Origin of the sequence: Bacillus sp. TSO22 (assembly GCF_020223595.1) — a bacterium.
GTDB lineage: Bacteria > Bacillota > Bacilli > Bacillales > Bacillaceae > Bacillus > Bacillus inaquosorum.
In genome coordinates, this window is record NZ_JAHAWO010000004.1 from 419,095 (window position 1) to 440,454 (window position 21,360).

General features: G+C 44.1%; 20 protein-coding genes. 15 read left to right on the plus strand and 5 right to left on the minus strand.

Annotation, left to right across the window (positions count from 1 at the left end):
• Positions 1–114 precede the first annotated feature (114 nt).
• The 7 genes from lutR (at position 115) to ganB (ending at position 9,020) form a co-directional block, all read left to right on the plus strand.
• Positions 115–837, plus strand: coding sequence for an L-lactate utilization/bacilysin biosynthesis transcriptional regulator LutR (gene lutR / locus KHQ79_RS07065; RefSeq protein WP_119914303.1), 723 nt, complete (start codon positions 115–117; stop codon positions 835–837).
• 181 nt (positions 838–1,018) lie between these two features.
• Positions 1,019–2,011, plus strand: a complete 993-nt coding sequence (gene ganR, locus KHQ79_RS07070) for a galactan degradation operon transcriptional regulator GanR (RefSeq protein ID WP_119914302.1) — start codon at positions 1,019–1,021, stop codon at positions 2,009–2,011.
• Positions 2,012–2,151: 140 nt separating this feature from the next.
• Positions 2,152–3,417, plus strand: coding sequence for an arabinogalactan oligomer ABC transporter substrate-binding protein GanS (gene ganS, locus KHQ79_RS07075; protein WP_225514596.1), 1,266 nt, complete (start codon positions 2,152–2,154; stop codon positions 3,415–3,417).
• A 39-nt stretch (positions 3,418–3,456) separates the two neighbouring features.
• On the plus strand, positions 3,457–4,713 hold the full coding sequence (ganP, locus tag KHQ79_RS07080) for a galactooligosaccharide ABC transporter permease GanP (RefSeq protein ID WP_225514598.1): 1,257 nt from the start codon (positions 3,457–3,459) through the stop codon (positions 4,711–4,713).
• A 3-nt stretch (positions 4,714–4,716) separates the two neighbouring features.
• On the plus strand, positions 4,717–5,568 hold the full coding sequence (ganQ, locus tag KHQ79_RS07085; protein WP_225514600.1) for a galactooligosaccharide ABC transporter permease GanQ: 852 nt from the start codon (positions 4,717–4,719) through the stop codon (positions 5,566–5,568).
• An 18-nt stretch (positions 5,569–5,586) separates the two neighbouring features.
• Positions 5,587–7,650, plus strand: a complete 2,064-nt coding sequence (ganA, locus tag KHQ79_RS07090; protein ID WP_225514602.1) for a beta-galactosidase GanA — start codon at positions 5,587–5,589, stop codon at positions 7,648–7,650.
• Between the two features lie 80 nt (positions 7,651–7,730).
• The gene (gene ganB / locus KHQ79_RS07095) at positions 7,731–9,020 is read left to right on the plus strand and encodes an arabinogalactan endo-beta-1,4-galactanase (RefSeq protein WP_225514603.1); all 1,290 of its coding nucleotides are present in this window, start codon (positions 7,731–7,733) and stop codon (positions 9,018–9,020) included.
• Positions 9,021–9,072: 52 nt separating this feature from the next.
• On the opposite strand, the gene rsbP is transcribed toward ganB, so the two are convergent.
• From rsbP to KHQ79_RS07120, 5 genes are all read right to left on the minus strand, one after another.
• Positions 9,073–10,284 (minus strand): phosphoserine phosphatase RsbP, encoded by a 1,212-nt coding sequence (rsbP, locus tag KHQ79_RS07100; RefSeq protein WP_225514605.1) that lies wholly within the window; start codon positions 10,282–10,284, stop codon positions 9,073–9,075.
• Positions 10,285–10,317: 33 nt separating this feature from the next.
• Positions 10,318–11,127, minus strand: a complete 810-nt coding sequence (rsbQ, locus tag KHQ79_RS07105; protein WP_100276321.1) for a sigma factor SigB/phosphatase RsbP regulator RsbQ — start codon at positions 11,125–11,127, stop codon at positions 10,318–10,320.
• 228 nt (positions 11,128–11,355) lie between these two features.
• Entirely contained in the window at positions 11,356–11,775 is a 420-nt protein-coding gene (locus KHQ79_RS07110; protein WP_225514607.1) for an ASCH domain-containing protein, read from the minus strand.
• Positions 11,753–12,787: an N-acetyltransferase gene (locus tag KHQ79_RS07115; protein WP_225514609.1), complete on the minus strand. Its 1,035-nt coding sequence runs from the start codon at positions 12,785–12,787 to the stop codon at positions 11,753–11,755. Before KHQ79_RS07115 ends, KHQ79_RS07110 begins: the two co-directional genes overlap by 23 nt.
• A gap of 17 nt (positions 12,788–12,804) precedes the next feature.
• On the minus strand, positions 12,805–13,323 hold the full coding sequence (locus KHQ79_RS07120; RefSeq protein ID WP_225514611.1) for an ATP-binding protein: 519 nt from the start codon (positions 13,321–13,323) through the stop codon (positions 12,805–12,807).
• A gap of 400 nt (positions 13,324–13,723) precedes the next feature.
• On the opposite strand from KHQ79_RS07120, the gene KHQ79_RS07125 reads away from it, so the two are divergent.
• The 8 genes from KHQ79_RS07125 (at position 13,724) to KHQ79_RS07160 (ending at position 21,339) form a co-directional block, all read left to right on the plus strand.
• Positions 13,724–14,629, plus strand: a complete 906-nt coding sequence (locus KHQ79_RS07125; protein WP_080429060.1) for an ABC transporter ATP-binding protein — start codon at positions 13,724–13,726, stop codon at positions 14,627–14,629.
• Positions 14,630–15,367 carry an ABC transporter permease gene (locus tag KHQ79_RS07130; RefSeq protein ID WP_225514613.1) on the plus strand — a complete coding sequence of 246 codons (738 nt, stop codon included), beginning with the start codon at positions 14,630–14,632 and terminating at the stop codon, positions 15,365–15,367. It abuts the gene before it with no gap.
• 3 nt (positions 15,368–15,370) lie between these two features.
• A complete protein-coding gene (locus KHQ79_RS07135; RefSeq protein ID WP_119914297.1) occupies positions 15,371–16,486 on the plus strand; it encodes a sensor histidine kinase in 1,116 nt (371 codons plus the stop codon).
• Positions 16,487–16,502: 16 nt separating this feature from the next.
• The gene (gene yvfU / locus KHQ79_RS07140) at positions 16,503–17,105 is read left to right on the plus strand and encodes a two-component system response regulator YvfU (RefSeq protein ID WP_060399516.1); all 603 of its coding nucleotides are present in this window, start codon (positions 16,503–16,505) and stop codon (positions 17,103–17,105) included.
• 188 nt (positions 17,106–17,293) lie between these two features.
• Positions 17,294–18,010, plus strand: coding sequence for a lactate utilization iron-sulfur protein LutA (lutA, locus tag KHQ79_RS07145; RefSeq protein WP_003235238.1), 717 nt, complete (start codon positions 17,294–17,296; stop codon positions 18,008–18,010).
• Between the two features lie 26 nt (positions 18,011–18,036).
• Positions 18,037–19,476 (plus strand): lactate utilization iron-sulfur protein LutB, encoded by a 1,440-nt coding sequence (lutB, locus tag KHQ79_RS07150; protein ID WP_060399515.1) that lies wholly within the window; start codon positions 18,037–18,039, stop codon positions 19,474–19,476.
• Positions 19,476–20,198 (plus strand): lactate utilization protein LutC, encoded by a 723-nt coding sequence (lutC, locus tag KHQ79_RS07155; RefSeq protein WP_225514615.1) that lies wholly within the window; start codon positions 19,476–19,478, stop codon positions 20,196–20,198. Before lutB ends, lutC begins: the two co-directional genes overlap by 1 nt.
• A 106-nt stretch (positions 20,199–20,304) precedes the next feature.
• A complete protein-coding gene (locus KHQ79_RS07160; protein WP_225514616.1) occupies positions 20,305–21,339 on the plus strand; it encodes a glycosyl hydrolase family 18 protein in 1,035 nt (344 codons plus the stop codon).
• Positions 21,340–21,360 lie beyond the last annotated feature (21 nt).

Below are 21,360 nucleotides of genomic sequence, written 5' to 3' on the forward strand. Positions count from 1 at the left end.
AAAAATCAAAGTACAAGACTTTTTGACAAAATTGTCAAAATCTTTTGGCGGCCCCCAAAACAGAGTATAATAGATCGTAACCAGCCAGACCTACAAGTTACGGGGTGAATTGCATTGAAATACAAACAGATTAAAACAAAGAAAATATATGAAGAAGTGGCGGATGCACTATTAGATATGATCAAAAACGGCGAATTGAAGCCGGGAGATAAATTGGACTCCGTTCAGGCGCTTTCTGAAAGCTTTCAAGTCAGCCGCTCAGCGGTCCGCGAAGCACTTTCTGCATTAAAAGCGATGGGGCTTGTCGAAATGAAACAGGGAGAAGGCACGTACTTGAAGGAATTTGAACCGAATCAAATTTCTCAGCCGCTCTCAGCCGCGCTTCTTATGAAAAAAGAGGATGTCAAGCAGCTGCTCGAGGTCAGAAAACTGCTTGAAATCGGCGTGGCGTCATTAGCTGCTGAAAAAAGGACAGAAGAGGATCTCGAAAGAATTCATGCTACGTTAAAGGAAATGAGCAGCATTGAAGCGGACGGGGAGCTGGGCGAGAAAGCAGACTTCGCATTTCATCTGGCGCTTGCTGACGCTTCCCAAAATGATCTTCTCAAACATTTGATGAATCATGTTTCATCATTGCTGCTGGAAACGATGAGAGAAACACGGAAAATCTGGCTGTTTTCCAAAAAGACCTCAGTTCAGCGGCTTTATGAGGAGCATGAACGGATTTACAAAGCCGTGGCAGCACAGGATGGAGTGCAGGCGGAGGCTGCCATGCTGGCGCATTTAACGAATGTGGAAGATGTGCTTTCGAGATATTTCGAGGAAAATGTGCAATAACCAACTCATTTCCCGGGCAATTCTGCCGGTGCCGCATGATACAAACAACCGAGACTGAGCCGCAAATGGTTCAGTCTTTTTACATGATGCAGCAAGGGCTTTGTGCACTTGACATTTGCAGAAAAGAAAGTAAAATATTTTACTAAAATGAACGGCAAGCTGAATAATGGAGGCAGATGCAATGGCGACAATTAAAGATATCGCGCAGGAAGCGGGATTTTCGATTTCAACCGTTTCCCGCGTTTTAAATAACGATGAAAGCCTTTCTGTTCCTGATGAGACACGGGAGAAAATCTATGAAGCGGCAGAAAAGCTCAATTACCGCAAGAAAACAGTAAGGCCGCTAGTGAAACATATTGCGTTTTTATATTGGCTGACAGATAAAGAAGAATTAGAAGATGTCTATTTTAAAACGATGAGATTAGAAGTAGAGAAACTGGCGAAAGCATTCAATGTCGACATGACCACTTATAAAATATCGGATGGAATCGAAAGCATTCCTGAACATATCGAAGGGTTTATTGCCGTCGGCACATTTTCTGATCAAGAGCTGGCTTTCCTCAGAAATCTCACTGAAAACGGCGTCTTTATCGATTCAACTCCTGATCCAGATCATTTTGACTCGGTAAGGCCTGATTTAGCCCAAATGACAAGGAAAACGGTAAACATCCTGAGCGAGAAGGGGCATAAGACCATCGGGTTTATCGGCGGCACATACAAAAATCCCAACAACAATCAGGATGAAATGGACATCCGTGAACAAACCTTTAGATCCTATATGCGGGAAAAAGGCATGCTGGACGAGCGTTATATTTTCTGTCATCGCGGGTTCTCTGTAGAAAATGGCTACCGCCTGATGACAGCAGCGATTGACACATTAGGTGATCAGCTCCCGACCGCTTTTTTGATCGCGGCGGACCCGATTGCAGTAGGCTGTCTGCAAGCCCTGAATGAAAAGGGAATTGCCATACCGAACAGGGTGAGCGTTGTAAGCATCAACAACATCAGCTTCGCAAAGTATGTTTCGCCTCCTTTGACGACGTTTCATATTGATATACATGAATTGTGTAAAAATGCTGTTGAAATGCTGCTTGAACAAGTGCAAGACAAAAGAAGAACGGTAAAAACATTATACTTGGGGGCGGAATTAATCGTCAGAAAGAGTATGAATTAACAATGGCTTAGGAGACTAAGTCATTTTTTATTTAGGTAAAAAAATTTACTGTTGGAGGTAAATAGTTTGTTTACACATTTTCTCAGGCGTGCTATATTATTTTAAAAGCGCTTTCATTCATACCGAAAGGGTGACAATCAATGAAAATGGTAAAAAAGTGTTCCGTACTCATGCTCTGCTCGGCTGTCAGTTTATCCTTGGCGGCTTGCGGCCCAAAGGAAAGCAGCAGTGCCAAATCAAGCTCAAAAGGGTCAGAGCTTGTCGTGTGGGAGGATAAAGAAAAGAGCATCGGCATTAAAGACGCCGTTGCTGCGTTTGAAAAAGAGCATGATGTAAAGGTTAAAGTCGTGGAAAAACCGTATGCCCAGCAGATTGAAGATTTGCGGATGGACGGACCGGCCGGCACGGGGCCTGACGTGTTAACAATGCCCGGTGACCAAATCGGAACGGCTGTGACGGAAGGATTACTTAAGGAATTACATGTCGAAAAGGACGTTCAATCGCTCTATACTGACGCTTCCATTCAGTCTCAAATGGTAGATCAAAAGCTTTATGGGCTGCCTAAAGCGGTGGAAACGACAGTGCTTTTTTACAACAAAGATCTCATCTCAGAGAAGGAATTGCCGCAAACGCTGGAAGAGTGGTACGACTATTCTAAAAAGACAGCTGACGGAAGCAAGTTTGGATTTTTAGCCCTGTTCGATCAAATTTATTACGCGGAAAGTGTGATGAGCGGATACGGCGGATACATTTTCGGTAAGAATCATGACGGCAGCTATAACCCGTCTGACATCGGGATCAATCATGAAGGCGCTGTCAAAGGTGCGGCGCTGATTCAGAAGTTTTACAAAGAGGGCTTATTCCCGGCCGGCATTATTGGAGAACAAGGGATTAATGTGCTGGAATCACTGTTCACAGAAGGAAAAGCCGCCGCGATTATTTCGGGCCCGTGGAATGTAGAAGCCTTTTCGAAAGCAGGAATCAATTATGGCATAACGAAACTGCCGAAGCTAGACAATGGGAAAAACATGAGCTCCTTTATCGGCGTCAAAAGCTACAACGTCAGTGCGTTTTCAAAGAATGCGGAGCTGGCGCAAGAATTAGCCGTTTTTCTCGCGAACGAAAAGAATTCTAAAACACGATATGAACAATCGAAGGAAGTCCCTGCTGTGAAATCCTTAGCCAATGACCAGGCTATTATGAAAAGCGAGGCGGCACGGGCTGTTACTGAACAATCCCGCTTCTCAGAGCTGACGCCAAATATCCCGGAAATGAATGAAATATGGACGCCGGCTGATTCGGCATTACAAACGATTGCAACAGGAAAAGCGGATCCCAAACAAGCATTGGATCAAGCAGCTGAAACGGCCAAAGGACAAATCAAGGCAAAGCACAGCGGAAAATAAAGAGAAAGCTAGATTTGTATTGTAAGAGAGGTGAAAACGGTGCAGCATCGTCAAATCGCTTTGTTCCTGTCAATCATCCCGGGGCTGGGGCAATTTTATAACAAGCAATGGATAAAAGGTTTTGTCTTTCTTTCCTTAGGCGCATCGTTTTTTGCGGTCTTTGGAGATCTGCTCAATATGGGGTTTTGGGGAATCTTTACTCTGGGAACAGAAGTGCCGCGGGATAATTCCGTGTTTCTCCTGGCGGAAGGGATTATCGCTGTGATTGTGACCTGCTTTGGCCTTGCGGTGTATTATGCGAATCTTCGCGATGCGTTTCAAAGCGGAAAACGGCGTGATGAAAACAAGCCGTTGGGTTCCCTAAAGGAACAATACCAAAATATCATTTCTCAGGGCTATCCTTATGTTGTCAGCGGCCCATCTTTGTTTATTTTAATATTCGCCGTGGTTTTTCCTATCTTGTTCAGCTTTGCAGTAGCTTTTACAAACTATGATTTGTACCATTCCCCTCCTGCTAAATTAATCGATTGGGTCGGTTTTCAAACCTTCTCAAACATCTTCACAGTTGATATTTGGAGGTCGACTTTTTTTGATGTGCTGGCTTGGACGGTGGTTTGGACACTTGCCGCATCCACACTGCAAGTCAGTTTAGGGATTTTTCTCGCGATCATTGTCAATCAGAAAGACATTCGTTTTAAACGCTTTTTCCGGACGATTCTGATTTTGCCCTGGGCCGTTCCCGGATTTGTAACGATTTTAATTTTTGCAGGGCTGTTTAATGACAGCTTCGGTGCGATGAATCACGACATCTTGGCTTTTTTCGGGATAGAGCCTCTTCCGTGGATGACAGATGCCAATTGGTCTAGGCTTGCGCTGATTCTCATGCAGGGCTGGCTTGGGTTTCCGTACATCTTTCTTGTCTCAACAGGCGTGTTGCAGTCGATCCCGGACGATCTGTATGAAGCAGCCACGATTGATGGCGCTTCTGTCTTCGCAAAGCTGAGATACATCACGCTTCCAATGGTGTTCATTGCCATGGCTCCGATTATCATTACTCAGTTTACGTTTAATTTTAATAACTTTAATATTATCTATCTATTCAATGGCGGCGGTCCGGCTGTCACCGGATCAACAGCTGGCGGGACAGATATCCTCGTTTCGTGGATTTATAAATTGACAATGCAGTCCAGCCAATATTCACTCGCCGCAGCTTTAACGATTTTATTATCTGTGTTCGTCATTTCCATTGCGTTGTGGCAGTTCAGGCGGACGAAGTCTTTTAAAGAGGAGGCATGAGGCATGCTGGCAGATATGAAGGTCAGAAAATATATCCGTCTCCTTTTCTCTTACTTGTTGTTAGCCTGTATGACGGTCATCATTGTTTATCCCCTCCTTTGGACGGCAGGCGCTAGCTTTAACCCCGGCAACAGCTTGATCAGTACATCCATCATTCCGAAGCATCCGACATTCGACCATTACAAGGAATTATTTGCGGGCAAAGAAAGCCTTCAATATGTGCAGTGGTATATCAACTCAATGAAGATTAGCCTGTTTACGATGGCGGGGTCTTTGATCTGTGTGACATTTACCGCCTATGCGTTTTCGCGGTTTCGATTTAAAGGGAGGAAATACGCTTTAACTCTCTTTTTATTGCTGCAAATGATTCCCCAGTTTTCGGCTTTAATTGCCTTGTTTGTATTGGCGCAAATCTTGGGGATGATCAATAGCCATTGGCTGTTAATCTTGCTTTATATCGGCGGCCTGATCCCGATGAATACGTATTTGATGAAAGGGTACATGGATTCCATCCCGATGGATTTAGACGAAAGCGCCAAGATTGACGGGGCCAGCAGCACAAGAATCTTCTTCCAGATTATTCTGCCATTATCAAAACCGATGGCCACAGTGGTCGCTATGAACGGCTTTACCGGCCCGCTCGGAGATTTTGTGCTGTCCTCAACGATATTGAGAACGCCTGAATCATATACATTGCCCGTCGGCCTATTCAATTTAGTGAACGATGTCATGGGGGCCAGCTATACGACATTTGCGGCCGGAGCCCTGCTCATCAGCATCCCGGTTGCCGTCATCTTTATCATGCTGCAAAAGAATTTTGTGTCCGGATTAACCGCAGGGGGAACGAAAGGCTAGGAGAATAAGGAGGAGAATATGATGTCGAAGCTTGAAAAAACGCACGTAACAGAAGCAAAATTTATGCTCCACGGAGGAGACTACAATCCTGATCAGTGGCTTGATCGGCCCGATATTTTAGCTGATGATATCAAGCTGATGAAGCTTTCTCATACGAATACGTTTTCTGTCGGCATTTTTGCATGGAGCGCGCTTGAGCCGGTGGAGGGCGTATATCAATTTGAATGGCTGGATGATATTTTTGAACAGATTCACAGCATAGGCGGCCGGGTCATATTAGCAACGCCAAGCGGAGCGCGTCCTGCCTGGCTGTCGCAAACCTATCCTGAAGTTTTGCGTGTCAATGCTTCCCGAGTCAAACAGCTGCACGGCGGAAGGCACAACCACTGCATCACATCAAAGGCCTACCGTGAAAAGACACGTCACATTAACCGGTTATTAGCAGAGAGATATGGCAATCATCCGGCGCTGTTAATGTGGCATATCTCAAATGAATACGGGGGAGATTGCCACTGCGATCTATGCCAGCATGCTTTCAGGGAGTGGCTGAAATCGAAATATGACAACAGCCTCAAGGCACTGAACCATGCGTGGTGGACTCCTTTTTGGAGCCATACATTCAATGACTGGTCACAGATTGAAAGCCCTTCGCCGATCGGTGAAAATGGCTTGCATGGCTTGAATTTAGACTGGCGCCGGTTCGTCACCGATCAAACGATTTCGTTTTATGAAAATGAAATCATTCCGCTGAAAGAACTGACGCCTGATATCCCTATCACAACGAACTTTATGGCTGATACACCGGATTTAATACCGTATCAGGGCCTCGACTACAGCAAATTTGCGAAGCATGTCGATGTCATCAGCTGGGACGCTTATCCGGTTTGGCACAATGACTGGGAAAGCACAGCTGATTTAGCGATGAAGGTCGGCTTTATCAACGACCTGTACCGAAGCCTGAAGCAGCAGCCTTTCTTATTAATGGAGTGTACGCCAAGCGCAGTCAATTGGCATAACGTCAACAAGGCGAAGCGCCCGGGCATGAATCTGCTGTCGTCCATGCAAATGATTGCCCACGGTTCGGACAGCGTTCTCTATTTCCAATACCGTAAATCACGCGGGTCATCAGAAAAATTGCACGGGGCAGTAGTGGATCATGACAATAGCCCGAAGAACCGGGTCTTTCAAGAAGTGGCCAAAGTCGGCGAAACATTAGAACGGCTGTCCGAGGTTGTCGGGACGAAGAGGCCCGCTGAAACCGCTATTTTATATGACTGGGAAAATCATTGGGCGCTCGAGGATGCTCAGGGGTTTGCGAAGGCGACAAAACGTTATGCGCAAACGCTTCAGCAGCATTACCGCACATTCTGGGAACACGATATCCCTGTCGACGTCATCACGAAAGAACAAGATTTTTCACCATATAAACTGCTGATCGTCCCGATGCTGTATTTGATGAGCGAAGGCACCATTTCCCGTTTGAAAGCGTTTACGGCTAACGGGGGCACTTTAGTCATGACGTATATCAGCGGAATTGTAAATGAGCATGATTTAACGTACACAGGCGGATGGCATCCGGACCTGCAGGCTATTTTCGGGATTGAGCCTCTTGAAACTGACACGCTGTATCCGAAGGATCGAAATGCTGTCAGCTATCGCAGCCAAACATATGAAATGAGGGATTATGCAACGGTGATCGATGTCAAGACCGCATCAGCAGAAGCGGTGTATCAAGAAGATTTTTATGCGCGTACGCCAGCGGTGACAAGCCATCAATATCAGCAGGGCAAGGCGTATTTTATCGGTGCGCGTCTAGAAGATCAATTTCATCGGGATTTCTATAAAGGACTGATCACAGACCTGTCGCTTTCTCCTGTTTTTCTGGTTCGGCACGGAAAAGGCGTCTCCGTACAAGCGAGGCAGGATCAGGACCATGATTATATTTTTGTCATGAATTTTACGGAAGAAAAGCAGCTGGTCACGTTTGATCAGAGTGTGAAGGATATGATGACAGGAGACATATTGTCAGGCGACCTGACGATGGAAAAATATGAAGTGAGAATCGTCGTAAACACACATTAGGCTGATGCTCCGCTCGATTTGGGCGGATTCTTTTTTCTTGTATATTTGAAAACGCTTACTTTGGAGAGAGGGGTGGAATCATGAGAAGAAGAGTGAAAATGTTCTTTGCGGCTGTTATCGTGTGGAGTGCATTCAGTTCAACGGGATATGCCGCTGCCATTGAGGGGGAGAAACATGTACCAGAGCTTCAGACAGATGAGCTTTTCGTTAAAAAAGTAGAGGGTATGAACAAGGATTTTATCAAAGGGGCAGATGTGTCCAGTGTTATTGCTTTAGAAAACAGCGGCGTCACCTTTTACAATACAAGCGGAAAACCTCAGGACATCTTTACAACCTTAAAACAAGCTGGCGTCAACTATGTTCGCGTCCGCATCTGGAATGACCCGTATGATTCAAATGGCAACGGGTATGGAGGGGGAAACAATGATATCCAAAAAGCGATCGAAATCGGAAAAAGAGCGACAGCGAACGGAATGAAGGTGCTGGCCGACTTTCATTATTCTGATTTCTGGGCCGATCCTGCGAAACAGAAGGTGCCCAAAGCTTGGACGAATCTCAGCTTTGAAGCTAAAAAAGCAAAGCTCTATGAGTATACGAAACAAAGCCTTCAAAAGATGATCAAGGAAGGCGTCAACATCGGCATGGTTCAAGTCGGAAATGAAACAACAGGGGCATTTGCCGGCGAAACCGATTGGGCGAAGATGAGCCAATTGTTTAACGAAGGAAGCCGAGCGGTCAGGGAAACAAACCGCGGCATTCTGGTCGCACTGCATTTTACCAATCCTGAAACGACTGGAAGGTATTCATTTATTGCAGAAACACTACGCAAAAACAAAGTGGATTATGATGTGTTTGCCAGCTCGTATTATCCTTTCTGGCACGGCACAGTACAGAATTTGACCTCCGTGCTGAAGGCTGTCGCTGATACGTACGGCAAAAAAGTTATGGTCGCGGAGACATCATACACCTATACCGCTGAGGATGGCGACGGTCATGAAAATACAGCGCCAAAAAGCGGGCAGACGCTGCCATATCCAATGTCCGTTCAAGGCCAGGCAGATGCGATAAGAGATGTGATGCAGGCTGTAGCAAATACGGGCACGGCAGGACTTGGCGTTTTCTATTGGGAGCCTGCGTGGATTCCAGTCGGGCCGAAAACGCAAATAGAGAAAAACAAAGTGTTATGGGAAACGTACGGGTCAGGCTGGGCCTCCAGCTACGCTGCCGAATACGACCCTGAAGATGCCGGGAAATGGTATGGGGGAAGCGCTGTGGATAATCAAGCTTTGTTTGATTTTAACGGACACCCGCTGCCTTCTTTGCAGGTGTTTCAATATGCGGAGTCAGGACATAACCCGAAGAAACGCTGAAACAGAAAATCCATGAGATGTAACAAATCATTGTTATGTCTCATGGATGTTTTTATTTCAAATCAACTACTATAAAACATTCGTCATCACTTTTATGATGGGCTTCCTTATGTTGATGCAGTGATGTAAGCATTTTCTCTTTCAGGTCGGTAATAGGAAACTCGGGATGCTCCTTCAATAAATCAAATAAATAACATGAAGCCGTAGGGTCCATCACGCCATCTGTATAAAGAAGCAGCCTTCCGCCCTCCGTGTATGGAAGGCTGCTTGACTGAAACACCGTGTCTTCAAACATCCCGATCGGAGGCGCAGTTGCCTGCAGCAGATTTTGGGTTCCTCCGGCGCCCTGCCATAATGCCGGGGGATGCCCTGCGTTGACATAATCAATTCTTTGCCGGGCTGTATCAATCTCGAGATAAATGGCAGTGCAATAATGTCTTGCTTCCTCATCATTTTGAAACAAGCTGTGAAGATGGCGGTCTAATTCTTTCATGACTTTGACGGGACTGAGACCTTGCGTGATCTGGCGCTGGAACAAAGGATGAAGAGACATCGTAATCAAAGCAGATGAAATTCCATGACCCATCACATCAAGGATAATAATGCCGTAACGGTGTTCATCGATTTGATAAAATCCGTATAGATCACCTGATAAGTCACTGGATGCTTTGTAATAAGACTCAATCTGAATCTGATCATTTACAATCGGTTCAGTCAACGAGTTTTCCTGAATCTTTCTGGCGAGCTCAAGCTCTCTTTTGGTGTTTAATTTAAATTGCTGATTTTGTTTGTTGATCTCAAGAAGCTCTTCTTGTTTAGCCTTCAGCGTTCCTAAAGCAATCTCTAATTCTGCATTGGCTTTCTGTTTGGCAAACAAAGCTTCTTGGGCCGCGTTTCTGGCCATCAGCAGTTCATTTTCATATTCATTTCGCTTCTGCATCGGAATCAGAACACACTCGGTGACAGATGCCCCGCGATCAGCTCTTACAACCGCATTGACAAGGACGGGAATTTCTTCTCCATCTCTTGTTTGCAGGGAAATGTACATTTCTTCAATGTGCTGCTCCAGTTTCAAAAGCGGAACAAAATAAAGCTGGTAGAAAAGCTGTGCGGAAACGGTCAAGATCGTATCCATATGCTGGCCGATTACCTGTTCCTGCTCATATTTTAGGATGTTGAGCAGGGTACGGTTGACCGCTATAATTGAACCCTCTTCTGACAAAGTGAGGAAACCGCATGGTGCATTATTCAATTGTTTGTCCATTCAGAGGGTCACCTCTATCCCTTTCGTTCCATATCACACGTGTGCTTTCAAATAATCGCTGATCAGCTGTATCGTCTCTTCAGGATGGCTCATGTGGGGACAATGCCCGCGAGCCTCCATTTGTTTCAGCCTGCTATAAGGCAGGTGCTTATGCATATACTCACCTACTGCTGCCGGTGCGATGATATCATCTGCGCATTGGAGAATAAGAGAGGGAACCGTTACCTTCGAAAGATCCTCCCGGTGATCAGAAAAAAACGCTGCTTTCGCGAATTGGCGGGCAATCACAGGGTCAGTAGAACAAAAACGGCTTTCAAGCTCTTCCCTGATTTCAGGCCGGTCTGGCTGATTCAGAACGGTGGCCGCAAATACAGTTGCCCAGCCTATGTAATTTTTCTCCATCATCTCCAGTAAACCAATTAGCTGTTCCTCCTCAAATCCTCCGTAATACTCAGGCGGATCATTCAAATAGCAAGGAGAAGGGCCCACCATCACCAGATGGGAAAAGAGTTCCGGACGGCGGATGGAAGCAAGCATCCCAATCACAGCTCCGACAGAGTGACCCACAAACACGGTATCTTCCAGATCTAGAGCTTCACAAACATCTAGAACATCTTGGGCATAGCCGTCAAGTGTCCGGTAACGATTCAGGTCATATGCGCGCAAATCTGAATGTCCCGAACCGACGTAATCAAATAAAATGACCTGATGATCTTCTTCGAAGGCCGGCGCCACGGCATTCCACACGCTTTGATCGCATCCAAAACCAGGTGCAAAAATGATAGATGCTTTGCCGCTGCCCTTCACCTTCACATCATTTCGAGACAAAATCGCTTCGTTCATGATTGGCTCCTTTCAGCTGGAAAGATTAAATGTGTATTAACTTTCTGTTTTATTTTAAGCTTGAATGTTCTATTAAATTTGTTCCACTTTATAGTACAACGTTATATGTACCTTTGAAAGACAATAAAAGGTTTTGCGGATTTTTTAGAAGAGTAATCTATTTCAAAGCACAAATTTCTTAATAAAAAAACACTCCAACTTTTTTAATAGTAGGAGCATTCGCTTTTATTATATATTAAAATGTAATTGTTTGGTTGAAAAATCATCTGAATCAAAACCCGATAAATACTTATATGATTGGGGGGGGGTAAAATCTTTATCAAAATCCCTGGGATTTATTGGTTTATCATACTTGATAAACCTTTTTATTTTTATAGCAAATCCATCATCTCTACCAGAAAAATATTCTAAAAAAGAGTCTTTTGATATTCCAGAATATGAGGAAGTTTTTCTCCATATTTCTATTGGTGTATCATTTATTATTTTATCAATCGTAAATTCACCAATTATTTTTCCAACGGGCATTGTTGAATATATTATCACGGAATCAACTTTTTTTTTGAAAATTCTTTTTCTATATTCAAACTTTTTTGTCCCATTTATGATTTCTTCAACATATTCAGGTTTAATTGATAACAATACCTTCACTTACTCCACCTTCTTTTAGTATCCGCTTAAAATGTTCATCAGTTAATTTAATAAATGACCAACGTGTATTTCTATCTAGACCAATACCGTCCGCTAATTTTTTTCTAATTAATCTTTTGGTTAACGCTGCATTGTAGGTCATTTTTATTGCATAACATCGACCACGATCATACCATGATTTTAAGTCATCTTTATCAAAAATACTATAGGTGGTAGCATACGCATAGAAGTCCTCAAAATTAGCAAATTCTTTTTGACTTTTCACCTCTTCTACTATACAAACTGAAGTAGCCACCGCTGTATATTCGGCAGACATGCCCTCACTTTTTGTTCGATACATAACTAATATGTCCCCAGGATTTGCTTGGTTTACTCTCATTGTTGTCACATAAGTTTTATGAATACTATTTGTGATTGTCACATCTTCTAAAATATCAATATTCTCATTATTTAATATTGAGTCAGGAAACATTACTGAGTGGTATTTTGGATATATAGCTAATAAAAATTTTTGCTTATTTCTTATGTTTATCAATGGATAATCTAATAATATATTGTTTTTTACTTCTCTAAAATTTTTAACTAATACTAATTCACCATTTTTATCAGCTGCTCTATTAAAACCGTACTTTTCAAACAATTTAACAAGTGCATCATGCTTCTCAAATATTGTTACATAACAAAGATCAACTTTACCAGCAATAGCATAGTCGAGAGCTTTTTTGATAAAGCGTTCACCTAATCGAGTTCCATGAGGATTGATTTTTAATGTACCGATTTTTAAGGCATTTATACATTGAATATTAGGTGTAACGTCAGTTATAGGCCCACTTTCGTATTTTAAATAGAGAAACCCATTCACTAGACCTTTTTCATAAAGAACGTAGGCTTCTTCATCTTTTTTTCTTTTAAACCAATTCTCAAAGCCATCATAATCTGCTTTAAGTGAATCAAAGAAAGGATCATTAATGTCAATATCTCTAATTTTAACTTTCTCAAGGTAGTTAGTCATATATATCCTCCTAATTCTTAGTCTAATAGTTGCTTTATGAAATGAGACAATTCATCTTCTGTAGAAGACATTGGATTATAAAAAAAATAAGGAATCTCTAATTTTTTTGCTATGTATTCGGAATATTCGATCTCGGTAGATTGAAGAGATTCAAGTAAATCGATATCATAGCTAATATTATCACGACATTTAAGTCTTTCAGCTATTGTTTTGGTTGAATTAGTCAAGACTATTATTGCTTTAGGGGATAAGTCAATGAATGTTTTTTCATCTATTTTAGTTATTTTTCCTTCTTTATTCAGTAAACAAAAATGGCCATCTAAAAAGTAATTTTCATACTTTATCTCATCAATTGCCTCCTGTAAGAAAGTCTGATTTTGGTTAATGTTTTTTATTTTTTTACTCTTCCCGAACTGTTCTTTCTTTTTTTGAGATATTAAGTTACTTGAAGAGAAGTGCATTAAATTAAACTTACTTTTTAGTTTATTACAAATAAATGACTTACCTACACCATGAATTCCCCCGATAAAAATCAATGTGTTGACCTCCTAGTTTTAAAGAGTTGTTTAGTTTGACTTGAAAACTTTTTTTGAAAAAAGTTAATCGCATTTATATTGTCTATGTTTTGTTTCTAACTCTAATACAAGTAATGTCTTTTTAACTAAGTTTTCTCTCTTATCACATTTTAAACCTTTTTTCTACCAGTTAATAATCAAAAACACCATTTTAATATTATAAATAAATTATACAACTGAATCCTTATCGATAAAACAGTAAATTGAAAATGAAGAAAAATATGTAATGATTTTTTGGATTACCTAGGCACCTGCGGCGGGAAAGAATATGACATTTGTCACTCAATCATCATGACACCCCATACTAACATCATCATCTCAGTCATTTTACAATCAATGTAAGCCATCAGGAGGTGCTCATGTGATGAATGAGGCAGTATCAGTAAGCAATGTGACAAAACATTTCCAGCAAAAAACAGCTGTAAACAACATCAGCTTCAGCATTGAAAAAGGAGAAATTGCAGCCATTCTCGGACCGAATGGGGCAGGGAAGACGACCGTTATCTCCATGATATTAGGATTGCTGAAACCGACTAAGGGAGAAATCAAACTATTTAACCGGCTTCCCGATGATCAACGGGTTCGCGAAAAAATAGGCGTGATGCTGCAGGAAGTGAGTGTCATGCCGGGGCTAAAGGTGAATGAAATCCTCGAACTCTTCCGAAGCTATTATCCGAATCCATTGTCCATGAAAGAACTCGTTTCGTTAACAGCACTCACAAAAGAAGACTTGAAAACAAGAGCAGAAAAATTATCCGGCGGACAAAAACGCCGTTTGAGCTTTGCTTTGGCTCTTGCCGGGAACCCGGAGCTGCTTATATTCGATGAACCGACAGTCGGAATGGACACATCATCAAGACATCGATTCTGGCAGACCATTCATGGACTGGCAGATCAAGGGAAAACGATTATTTTCTCAACTCACTATTTACAGGAAGCAGATGATGCCGCACAGCGAATCTTATTTTTTGCTGATGGACGGCTTGTGGCAGACGATTCACCAATGCAGCTCCGCTCTAGGATTCAAAAACAGTCTGTTTCCTTTACGCTCCATTCAGATGAATCATTGGAAAAGCTGTCTCGTCATCCGGAAGTAGAGCGAGTGATCCAAAAGCATCAGAGAACCATCATCCAAACATCAAATACAGACAAAGTGTTAGCGCTGATCTTTCAAGAAAACATACATGCACGCGATATTCGAATTGAGCAAGGAACGCTTGATGAGGCATTTCGCCAGCTGGCTGACGGAAACAGGGAGGCGATGTGAGTGAACATGCTCCAGAAGCAAAGCATAGCTGAAATGAAAAGGGTGCTTAGGAATAAGTACTTTGTACTTTGGTCGCTGATGATGCCGATTGCTTTTTATTATCTCTTTACCAATGTAGTGAATACCAACGTCCCTGATCAACGTGCATGGGACGCCTATTACTTAATGTCGATGACAGTCTTCAGCGTGATGGGTTCTTCCATCATGACGCTTGGAATCCGTATGGTTCAAGAACGGTCACAGGGCTGGACTGCCTTTATCCGCATTACGCCTCTTCCGGATCATATTTATTTATCAGCTCAGATGATTGGCCAAAGTGTGATTCACGTTTTATCCATTACCGTCATTTTTCTTTTCGGCGCCATTATCAATGACATTGCCTTGTCACCGTTTGAATGGATCATGAGCGGACTGTGGATTTTGTTTGGCGCATTGCCGTTTTTAGCATTAGGCACACTAATAGGCCTCATGAGAAAAGTAGAAACAGCGGCCGGAATCAGTAATGTGCTTTACATGCTGCTGGCTTTAGGCGGTGGCATGTGGATGCCGTTTGAGGTCATGCCTGACATGATGCAGAACATTGGCCGGTGGCTTCCGTCTTATCATTTCGGGAGCGGAGCGTGGGAACTTGTCCGAGGCGAATTCCCATCCTGGAAAAATATTCTGATATTAATCGCTTATTTGATGCTCTTCATGCTACTATCTAAGTATATTAGAAGAAAACAAGAAGCGGTGTAATACATGAAAAAGGCAATATCAATTTTCCCGAAGCAATTCGGGTTTTTCCCTTATATCTTTCTGGTGTACACCATTATGCCGTTCCTCTCTTTATTGAAAGAATCAGGCATCAAACAGGTGATTGGATATGGCATGCTGGTCCTTTTTGTCGCAGCATATCGCCAGTTGTTCTGCAGCTTGGGCAGAGGATCGTTTACGTGTTGGCTCATCGTGCAAATGGCAGTTATTTTTATATACAGTCTGTTTTATGATATCAGCTATATGTACTTAGGTTTTTTCCCGGCAAACTTTGTTGGGTATTACAGAGAGAAAACGAAGTTTAACCGTGCTTTCTGCGGTTTAATCTTCATGCTGCTGCTCCCTTGTCTGTATCAATTATTTGCGAATTCGGTCTCAATTCGGGAGCTTTTCTCTATTCTTCCATTTCAGGTCATCATGCTCATTTCTCCATTCGGAATCCGTTCTATGTTTCGGAGAATAGAGCTTGAAACGAAGCTTGACCAAGCAAACGAACAGATAAGGGAACTCTCCAAAAGGGAGGAGCGCGTTCGAATCGCCCGTGATCTTCACGATACCCTCGGCCATACCCTGTCGCTCCTTACATTAAAAAGCCAGCTGATTCAGCGGCTGGCAACATCTGATCCAGAACGGACACGGCTTGAGGCAAAAGAAATGGAAACAAGCTCACGAGCCGCACTTAAGCAAGTTCGTGAGCTTGTTTCTGATATGAGAACGGTCACGATGACGGAGGAGCTCGCCAACATTCAGCACATATTAAAAACGGGGAACATTACCTTTCAATACGAAGGAGACGAAGACTTTTCAGCAATATCTCCCGTCACTCAAAACATTATCAGTATGTGTATGCGGGAAGCCGTGACCAATATCATCAAGCATAGCAAAGCAACCCACTGCGCCATCACCATTTCTCAGTTTGCTGACAAAATGAGGATTGTCATACGGGATGACGGAAAGGGAGCGGCAAAGGAGAAAACATTTGGGAATGGCTTGCGGGGAATGGAAGAACGGCTCATGCTCATTGAAGGCGGATTAACGCTTTCAGTCCATAACGGAACGGTTTTGACACTGACGATTCCGCTTATTAAAAAAGCAGAATGATAGGAGGACGAAAAGAATGATTCGTCTGTTTATTGCTGAGGACCAGCGAATGCTTTTAGGCGCTTTGGGATCTCTGCTTGATTTAGAAAAGGATATGACAGTCATCGGACAAGCATTAAACGGGGAAGAGGCGTTAAAAGCCATTTTGAAGCTGGAGCCGGATGTGTGCATCATGGACATTGAAATGCCGGTTCAAAGCGGGCTGGATGTGGCAGAGGCATTAATGCAAAAAGGCTGCGGCAGCAAGGTCATTATATTAACCACCTTTGCCCGCCCCGGATATTTTGAACGCGCCGTCAAAGCCGGCGTACATGGCTACCTGCTGAAAGACGGGGAAATTGACGATCTGGCCGATGCCATCCGAAAGTGTGTAAAGGGAAAACGAGTGTTCAGCCCGGAGCTGACGTTTAATATGATTCGAGACGAAAATCCGCTCACCGTAAGAGAGCAAGAAATTCTGCGGCTGGCGGCTTTAGGCAAGACAACAAAAGATATTACGCTTGAACTCTATTTATCTCAAGGCACAGTCCGAAACTATATATCAGAAATCATCCAAAAGCTTGATGCGAAAAATCGGACAGAAGCCGCCAGCATTGCTGAGGAAAAGGGCTGGATTTAACCATATGTTTTTCACCATCACGGCACTCCTGGGAGATCAGGAGTGTTTTTTATATGCCCGCAAATGAAAATATCCCCAGAAAACCCTTTCCTTCCATTATCAGAATAGTGTACGATATTCATATAGTTATTTTAACTCAGGTCATCTGATGACCTGATCATATATTGGGGATGAGAGAGGGGTTCATCATGAAAGTCTCACTTTTTGTCACTTGTCTTGTTGATATGTTTCAAACAAACGTAGGAAAAGCAACGGTTGAGCTGCTGGAGCGGCTTGGGTGTGAGGTTGATTTTCCGGAGGGGCAGATCTGCTGCGGCCAGCCGGCTTACAACAGCGGTTACGTGAATGATGCCAAAAAAGCAATGAAACGAATGATTGAAACGTTTCAGGAGTCAGATTATGTCGTCAGTCCATCCGGTTCCTGCACCACAATGTTCCGGGAGTATCCGCACCTGTTTAAAGATGACCCGAAATGGGCGGATAAAGCGCAGAAGCTTGCGGATAAAACGTATGAATTAACGGATTTCATCGTGAACGTCCTCGGGGTGGAGGATGTCGGCGCAACCCTTCATAAAAAAGCAACCTTACATACGTCATGCCATATGACAAGGCTCCTCGGGGTATCGGAGGAGCCGATGAAGCTGCTGAGCCATGTGAAAGGGCTTGAATTCACGCCGCTTCCGGGTAAACACAATTGCTGCGGATTCGGAGGAACATTCTCCGTCAAAATGGCGCAGATCTCTGAACAGATGGTCGATGAAAAAGTCGCGTGCGTAGAGGAAACGGAAGCAGAGGTGCTGATCGGTGCTGACTGCGGCTGTTTGATGAATATCGGGGGACGGCTTGACCGAAAAGACAAGAATGTCAAAGTGATGCACATCGCCGAAGTGCTCAACAGCAGATAAAACTGGATTCAGAGGGGGAAAGGATCATGGCGATGAAAATCGGTACTGACGCTTTTAAAGAGCGGGTATCACAGGGGATTGATAATGAATTTATGAGAGGCGCTGTTTCAGGTGCGCAGGAACGTCTGCGGACACGGCGCCTTGAAGCAGCCGAAGAGCTGGGAAACTGGGAAGAGTGGCGCTCGCTATCAGAGGAAATCAGGCAGCATGTCCTTGAAAACCTCGATTTCTATCTCGGCCAGCTTGCGGAAAATGTGGCGAAAAGAGGCGGGCATGTCTATTTCGCGGAAACATCGGAAGAGGCGTCTTCTTACATTCGCGATGTCATTCAAAAGAAGAACGGGAAGAAAATCGTGAAATCAAAATCAATGGTCACAGAGGAAATCAATCTGAATGAGGTGCTGGAACAGGAAGGCTGCGAAGTCGTCGAAACCGACCTCGGCGAGTATATTTTGCAGATTGATGATCATGATCCGCCGTCACATATCGTAGCGCCCGCCCTTCATAAAAATAAAGAGCAGATACGCGATGTGTTTAAAGAGAGGCTGGACTATCAACATACAGAAAAACCGGAAGAGCTTGTCATGCATGCGCGCACCATCCTCCGGGAAAAGTTTCTGGAAGCGGATATCGGCATTACCGGCTGTAACTTCGCCATCGCTGACACGGGCTCTGTCAGCCTTGTGACCAATGAAGGTAACGGACGGCTTGTGAGCACTTTGCCGAAAACGCAAATCACCGTGATGGGCATGGAGCGGATTGTCCCGTCATTTTCTGAATTTGAAGTGCTTGTCAGCATGCTGACAAGAAGCGCTGTCGGACAGCGGCTGACAAGTTATATTACGGCTTTGACAGGCCCGAGGTTGGAAGGGGAAGTGGACGGGCCGGAGGAATTCCATCTTGTCATTGTTGACAATGGCCGCTCGAACATTCTCGGTACGGAATTCCAGTCTGTGCTGCAGTGTATCCGCTGTGCTGCATGTATCAATGTCTGCCCTGTGTACCGCCATGTCGGCGGACACTCTTACGGCTCAATTTATTCGGGGCCGATCGGAGCAGTTTTATCGCCGCTGCTCGGCGGTTATGACGATTTTAAGGAGCTGCCGTACGCGTCTACATTGTGCGCGGCTTGTTCAGAAGCCTGCCCGGTCAAAATTCCGCTTCACGAGCTGCTTCTCAAGCATCGCCAGAACATCGTCGAAAAAGAAGGAAGAGCGCCGATTAGCGAAAAGCTTGCGATGAAAGCGTTCGGACTTGGCGCGTCCTCTTTGTCGCTTTATAAAATGGGCTCAAAATGGGCGCCAGCCGCCATGACGCCTTTTACAGAGGACGAAAAAATTTCGAAAGGGCCCGGCCCGCTCAAGAGCTGGACACAGATCCGCGACTTCCCGGCACCGCATAAATCAAGATTCAGAGACTGGTTTACAGACAGAGAAACAAGTGAACGCACGAAGGAGGAGCAGTGATGACGAAGGGAACCGTTCAGAATCAGGAGAGCTTTTTAAACCGGATCGCATCACGCCTGGGCCGTGAAAGAAGAACAGGAGGCGTGGCAGTCCCTGAGTGGGCGCACCAGCCGCAATATAAAACACTTGAAGGATATTCAGCAGATGACTTAGTGACAGTGCTCAAAAACCATTGTGTCAAAATCCATACAGAGCTGATTGAAACCGATTCAACCGGCCTTTACGATGCTCTTCGCGAGCAGGTCAGCCGCTTTTCCGGAGGCCCTGTCATCATTCCGAAGGACCCCCGCTTTGAAGCATACGGATTAAAAAGTCTGCTCACCAAGGACTGGCCGGGCGAAGGAACGTCAGTCTGGGAGTGGGATGCTGACAAAGGCGAAGAAAATATCAAAAAAGCGGAGCAAGCCAATGTAGGGATTACATTCAGTGAAATCACGCTGGCTGAGTCGGGAACGGTTGTCCTCTTTTCTTCAAAAGATATCGGCCGGTCTGTCAGCCTTCTGCCAACGACCTATATTGCGATTGTGCCGAAATCAAGCATTGTGCCGAGAATGACGCAAGCCAGTGATATCATCCGCCAAAACATTGCGGACGGCGTCACTGTTCCTTCATGCATCAACTACATTACCGGACCGAGCAACTCAGCCGACATCGAAATGGATTTGGTCGTCGGGGTGCATGGACCTGTAAAAGCCGCATACATTCTCGTCTCCGACCGCTGATCTCAAAAAGCCCGGCATATGCTGCCGGGCTTTTTGCTTGAAAAAACTTCAACTTCCAATTTTTTGGCCGATGAGAAGAGTATGACTTGAAAAAGGAGGAAATGCGATGAAAAAATGGCTGATTATTGCTGTTTCACTGGCGATTGCGATCGTGCTGTTTATGTATACAAAAACAGAAGCGAAGGCAGCCGGCATGACATTAGGCTACACCACTGGAGATACGGCCTCATACAATTCTCTTACGAAATATCATTCATACATGAATTCCATCGCCACAGATACGTTTGCCTTTGAAAAAAATGGACAAGTCATTGGCGATGCCCCGAGCAAGCAGCTGACATATGCGAAAAAGAAAAAAATCAAGACATGGGCTGTCATTTCAAACTATAATGACGCCATATACGATTTTGACGGAGATTTAGCAAAGCGGGTCATGAGTAATAAAACAGCGAAAAAACGATTCACAGATCAGCTGATAGCACTAGCCAAAAAGCACTCATACTACGGTATCAATATCGATTTTGAAGCAGTGCATCCAGAAGACCGATCCAAATACTCAAGCTTCATTCAATATGTCTCACAGGCTCTGAAAAAGAAACATATTAAAACAATGGTTTCCGTTCCGGCCAAAAGCGCCGATGATCAAAACGATGACTGGAGCTGGCCGTATGATTATGCGAAAATCGGTAAATATGCCGACTACGTACAAGTCATGACTTACGACGAACACGGCATATGGGGCGAGCCGGGATCAGTGGCAAGCACAAGCTGGATCAAAAGCTCTCTGCAGTTTTCAGTCAAAAAAATCAAAGCCAATAAAGTCATTATGGGAATCCCTGCGTACGGCTATGACTGGGATGTAAAAGACGGAAGCGGCAGCGCCATGCGGGAATGGAATGAACTTAAGTCCCTCATCAAGAAGCAGAAAGCAAAGCCGGCATTCAACAAAAAATCAGGTTCGATGACGTTTTCTTACGTTGACAAAAAGAAGCATAAACATGTCGTGTGGTATGAAAATGAGAAAACCGTTCAAACGAAAAGCCATCTGGCAAAGCAATATAAAATAGCAGGTGTCTCAGTCTATGCATTAGGAAACGAGTCAGAATCCTTTTGGAAAGCCATCCAAAAAGGGACAAAATAACAGTTTCTTTTTTCTCTGAAG

Excerpts from the sequence above, each read along its gene's own strand:
- ganS (WP_225514596.1), top strand. The coding sequence starts at position 2,152 with ATGAAAATGGTAAAAAAGTGTTCCGTACTCATGCTCTGCTCGGCTGTC.
- ganQ (WP_225514600.1), top strand. The coding sequence starts at position 4,717 with ATGCTGGCAGATATGAAGGTCAGAAAATATATCCGTCTCCTTTTCTCT.
- KHQ79_RS07160 (WP_225514616.1), top strand. The coding sequence starts at position 20,305 with ATGAAAAAATGGCTGATTATTGCTGTTTCACTGGCGATTGCGATCGTG.
- ganB (WP_225514603.1), top strand. The coding sequence starts at position 7,731 with ATGAGAAGAAGAGTGAAAATGTTCTTTGCGGCTGTTATCGTGTGGAGT.
- rsbP (WP_225514605.1), bottom strand. The coding sequence starts at position 10,284 with ATGGACAAACAATTGAATAATGCACCATGCGGTTTCCTCACTTTGTCA.
- rsbQ (WP_100276321.1), bottom strand. The coding sequence starts at position 11,127 with ATGAACGAAGCGATTTTGTCTCGAAATGATGTGAAGGTGAAGGGCAGC.
- KHQ79_RS07115 (WP_225514609.1), bottom strand. The coding sequence starts at position 12,787 with ATGACTAACTACCTTGAGAAAGTTAAAATTAGAGATATTGACATTAAT.
- lutA (WP_003235238.1), top strand. The coding sequence starts at position 17,294 with ATGAAAGTCTCACTTTTTGTCACTTGTCTTGTTGATATGTTTCAAACA.
- KHQ79_RS07135 (WP_119914297.1), top strand. The coding sequence starts at position 15,371 with ATGAAAAAGGCAATATCAATTTTCCCGAAGCAATTCGGGTTTTTCCCT.
- yvfU (WP_060399516.1), top strand. The coding sequence starts at position 16,503 with ATGATTCGTCTGTTTATTGCTGAGGACCAGCGAATGCTTTTAGGCGCT.
- ganA (WP_225514602.1), top strand. The coding sequence starts at position 5,587 with ATGATGTCGAAGCTTGAAAAAACGCACGTAACAGAAGCAAAATTTATG.
- lutC (WP_225514615.1), top strand. The coding sequence starts at position 19,476 with ATGACGAAGGGAACCGTTCAGAATCAGGAGAGCTTTTTAAACCGGATC.
- ganR (WP_119914302.1), top strand. The coding sequence starts at position 1,019 with ATGGCGACAATTAAAGATATCGCGCAGGAAGCGGGATTTTCGATTTCA.
- lutB (WP_060399515.1), top strand. The coding sequence starts at position 18,037 with ATGGCGATGAAAATCGGTACTGACGCTTTTAAAGAGCGGGTATCACAG.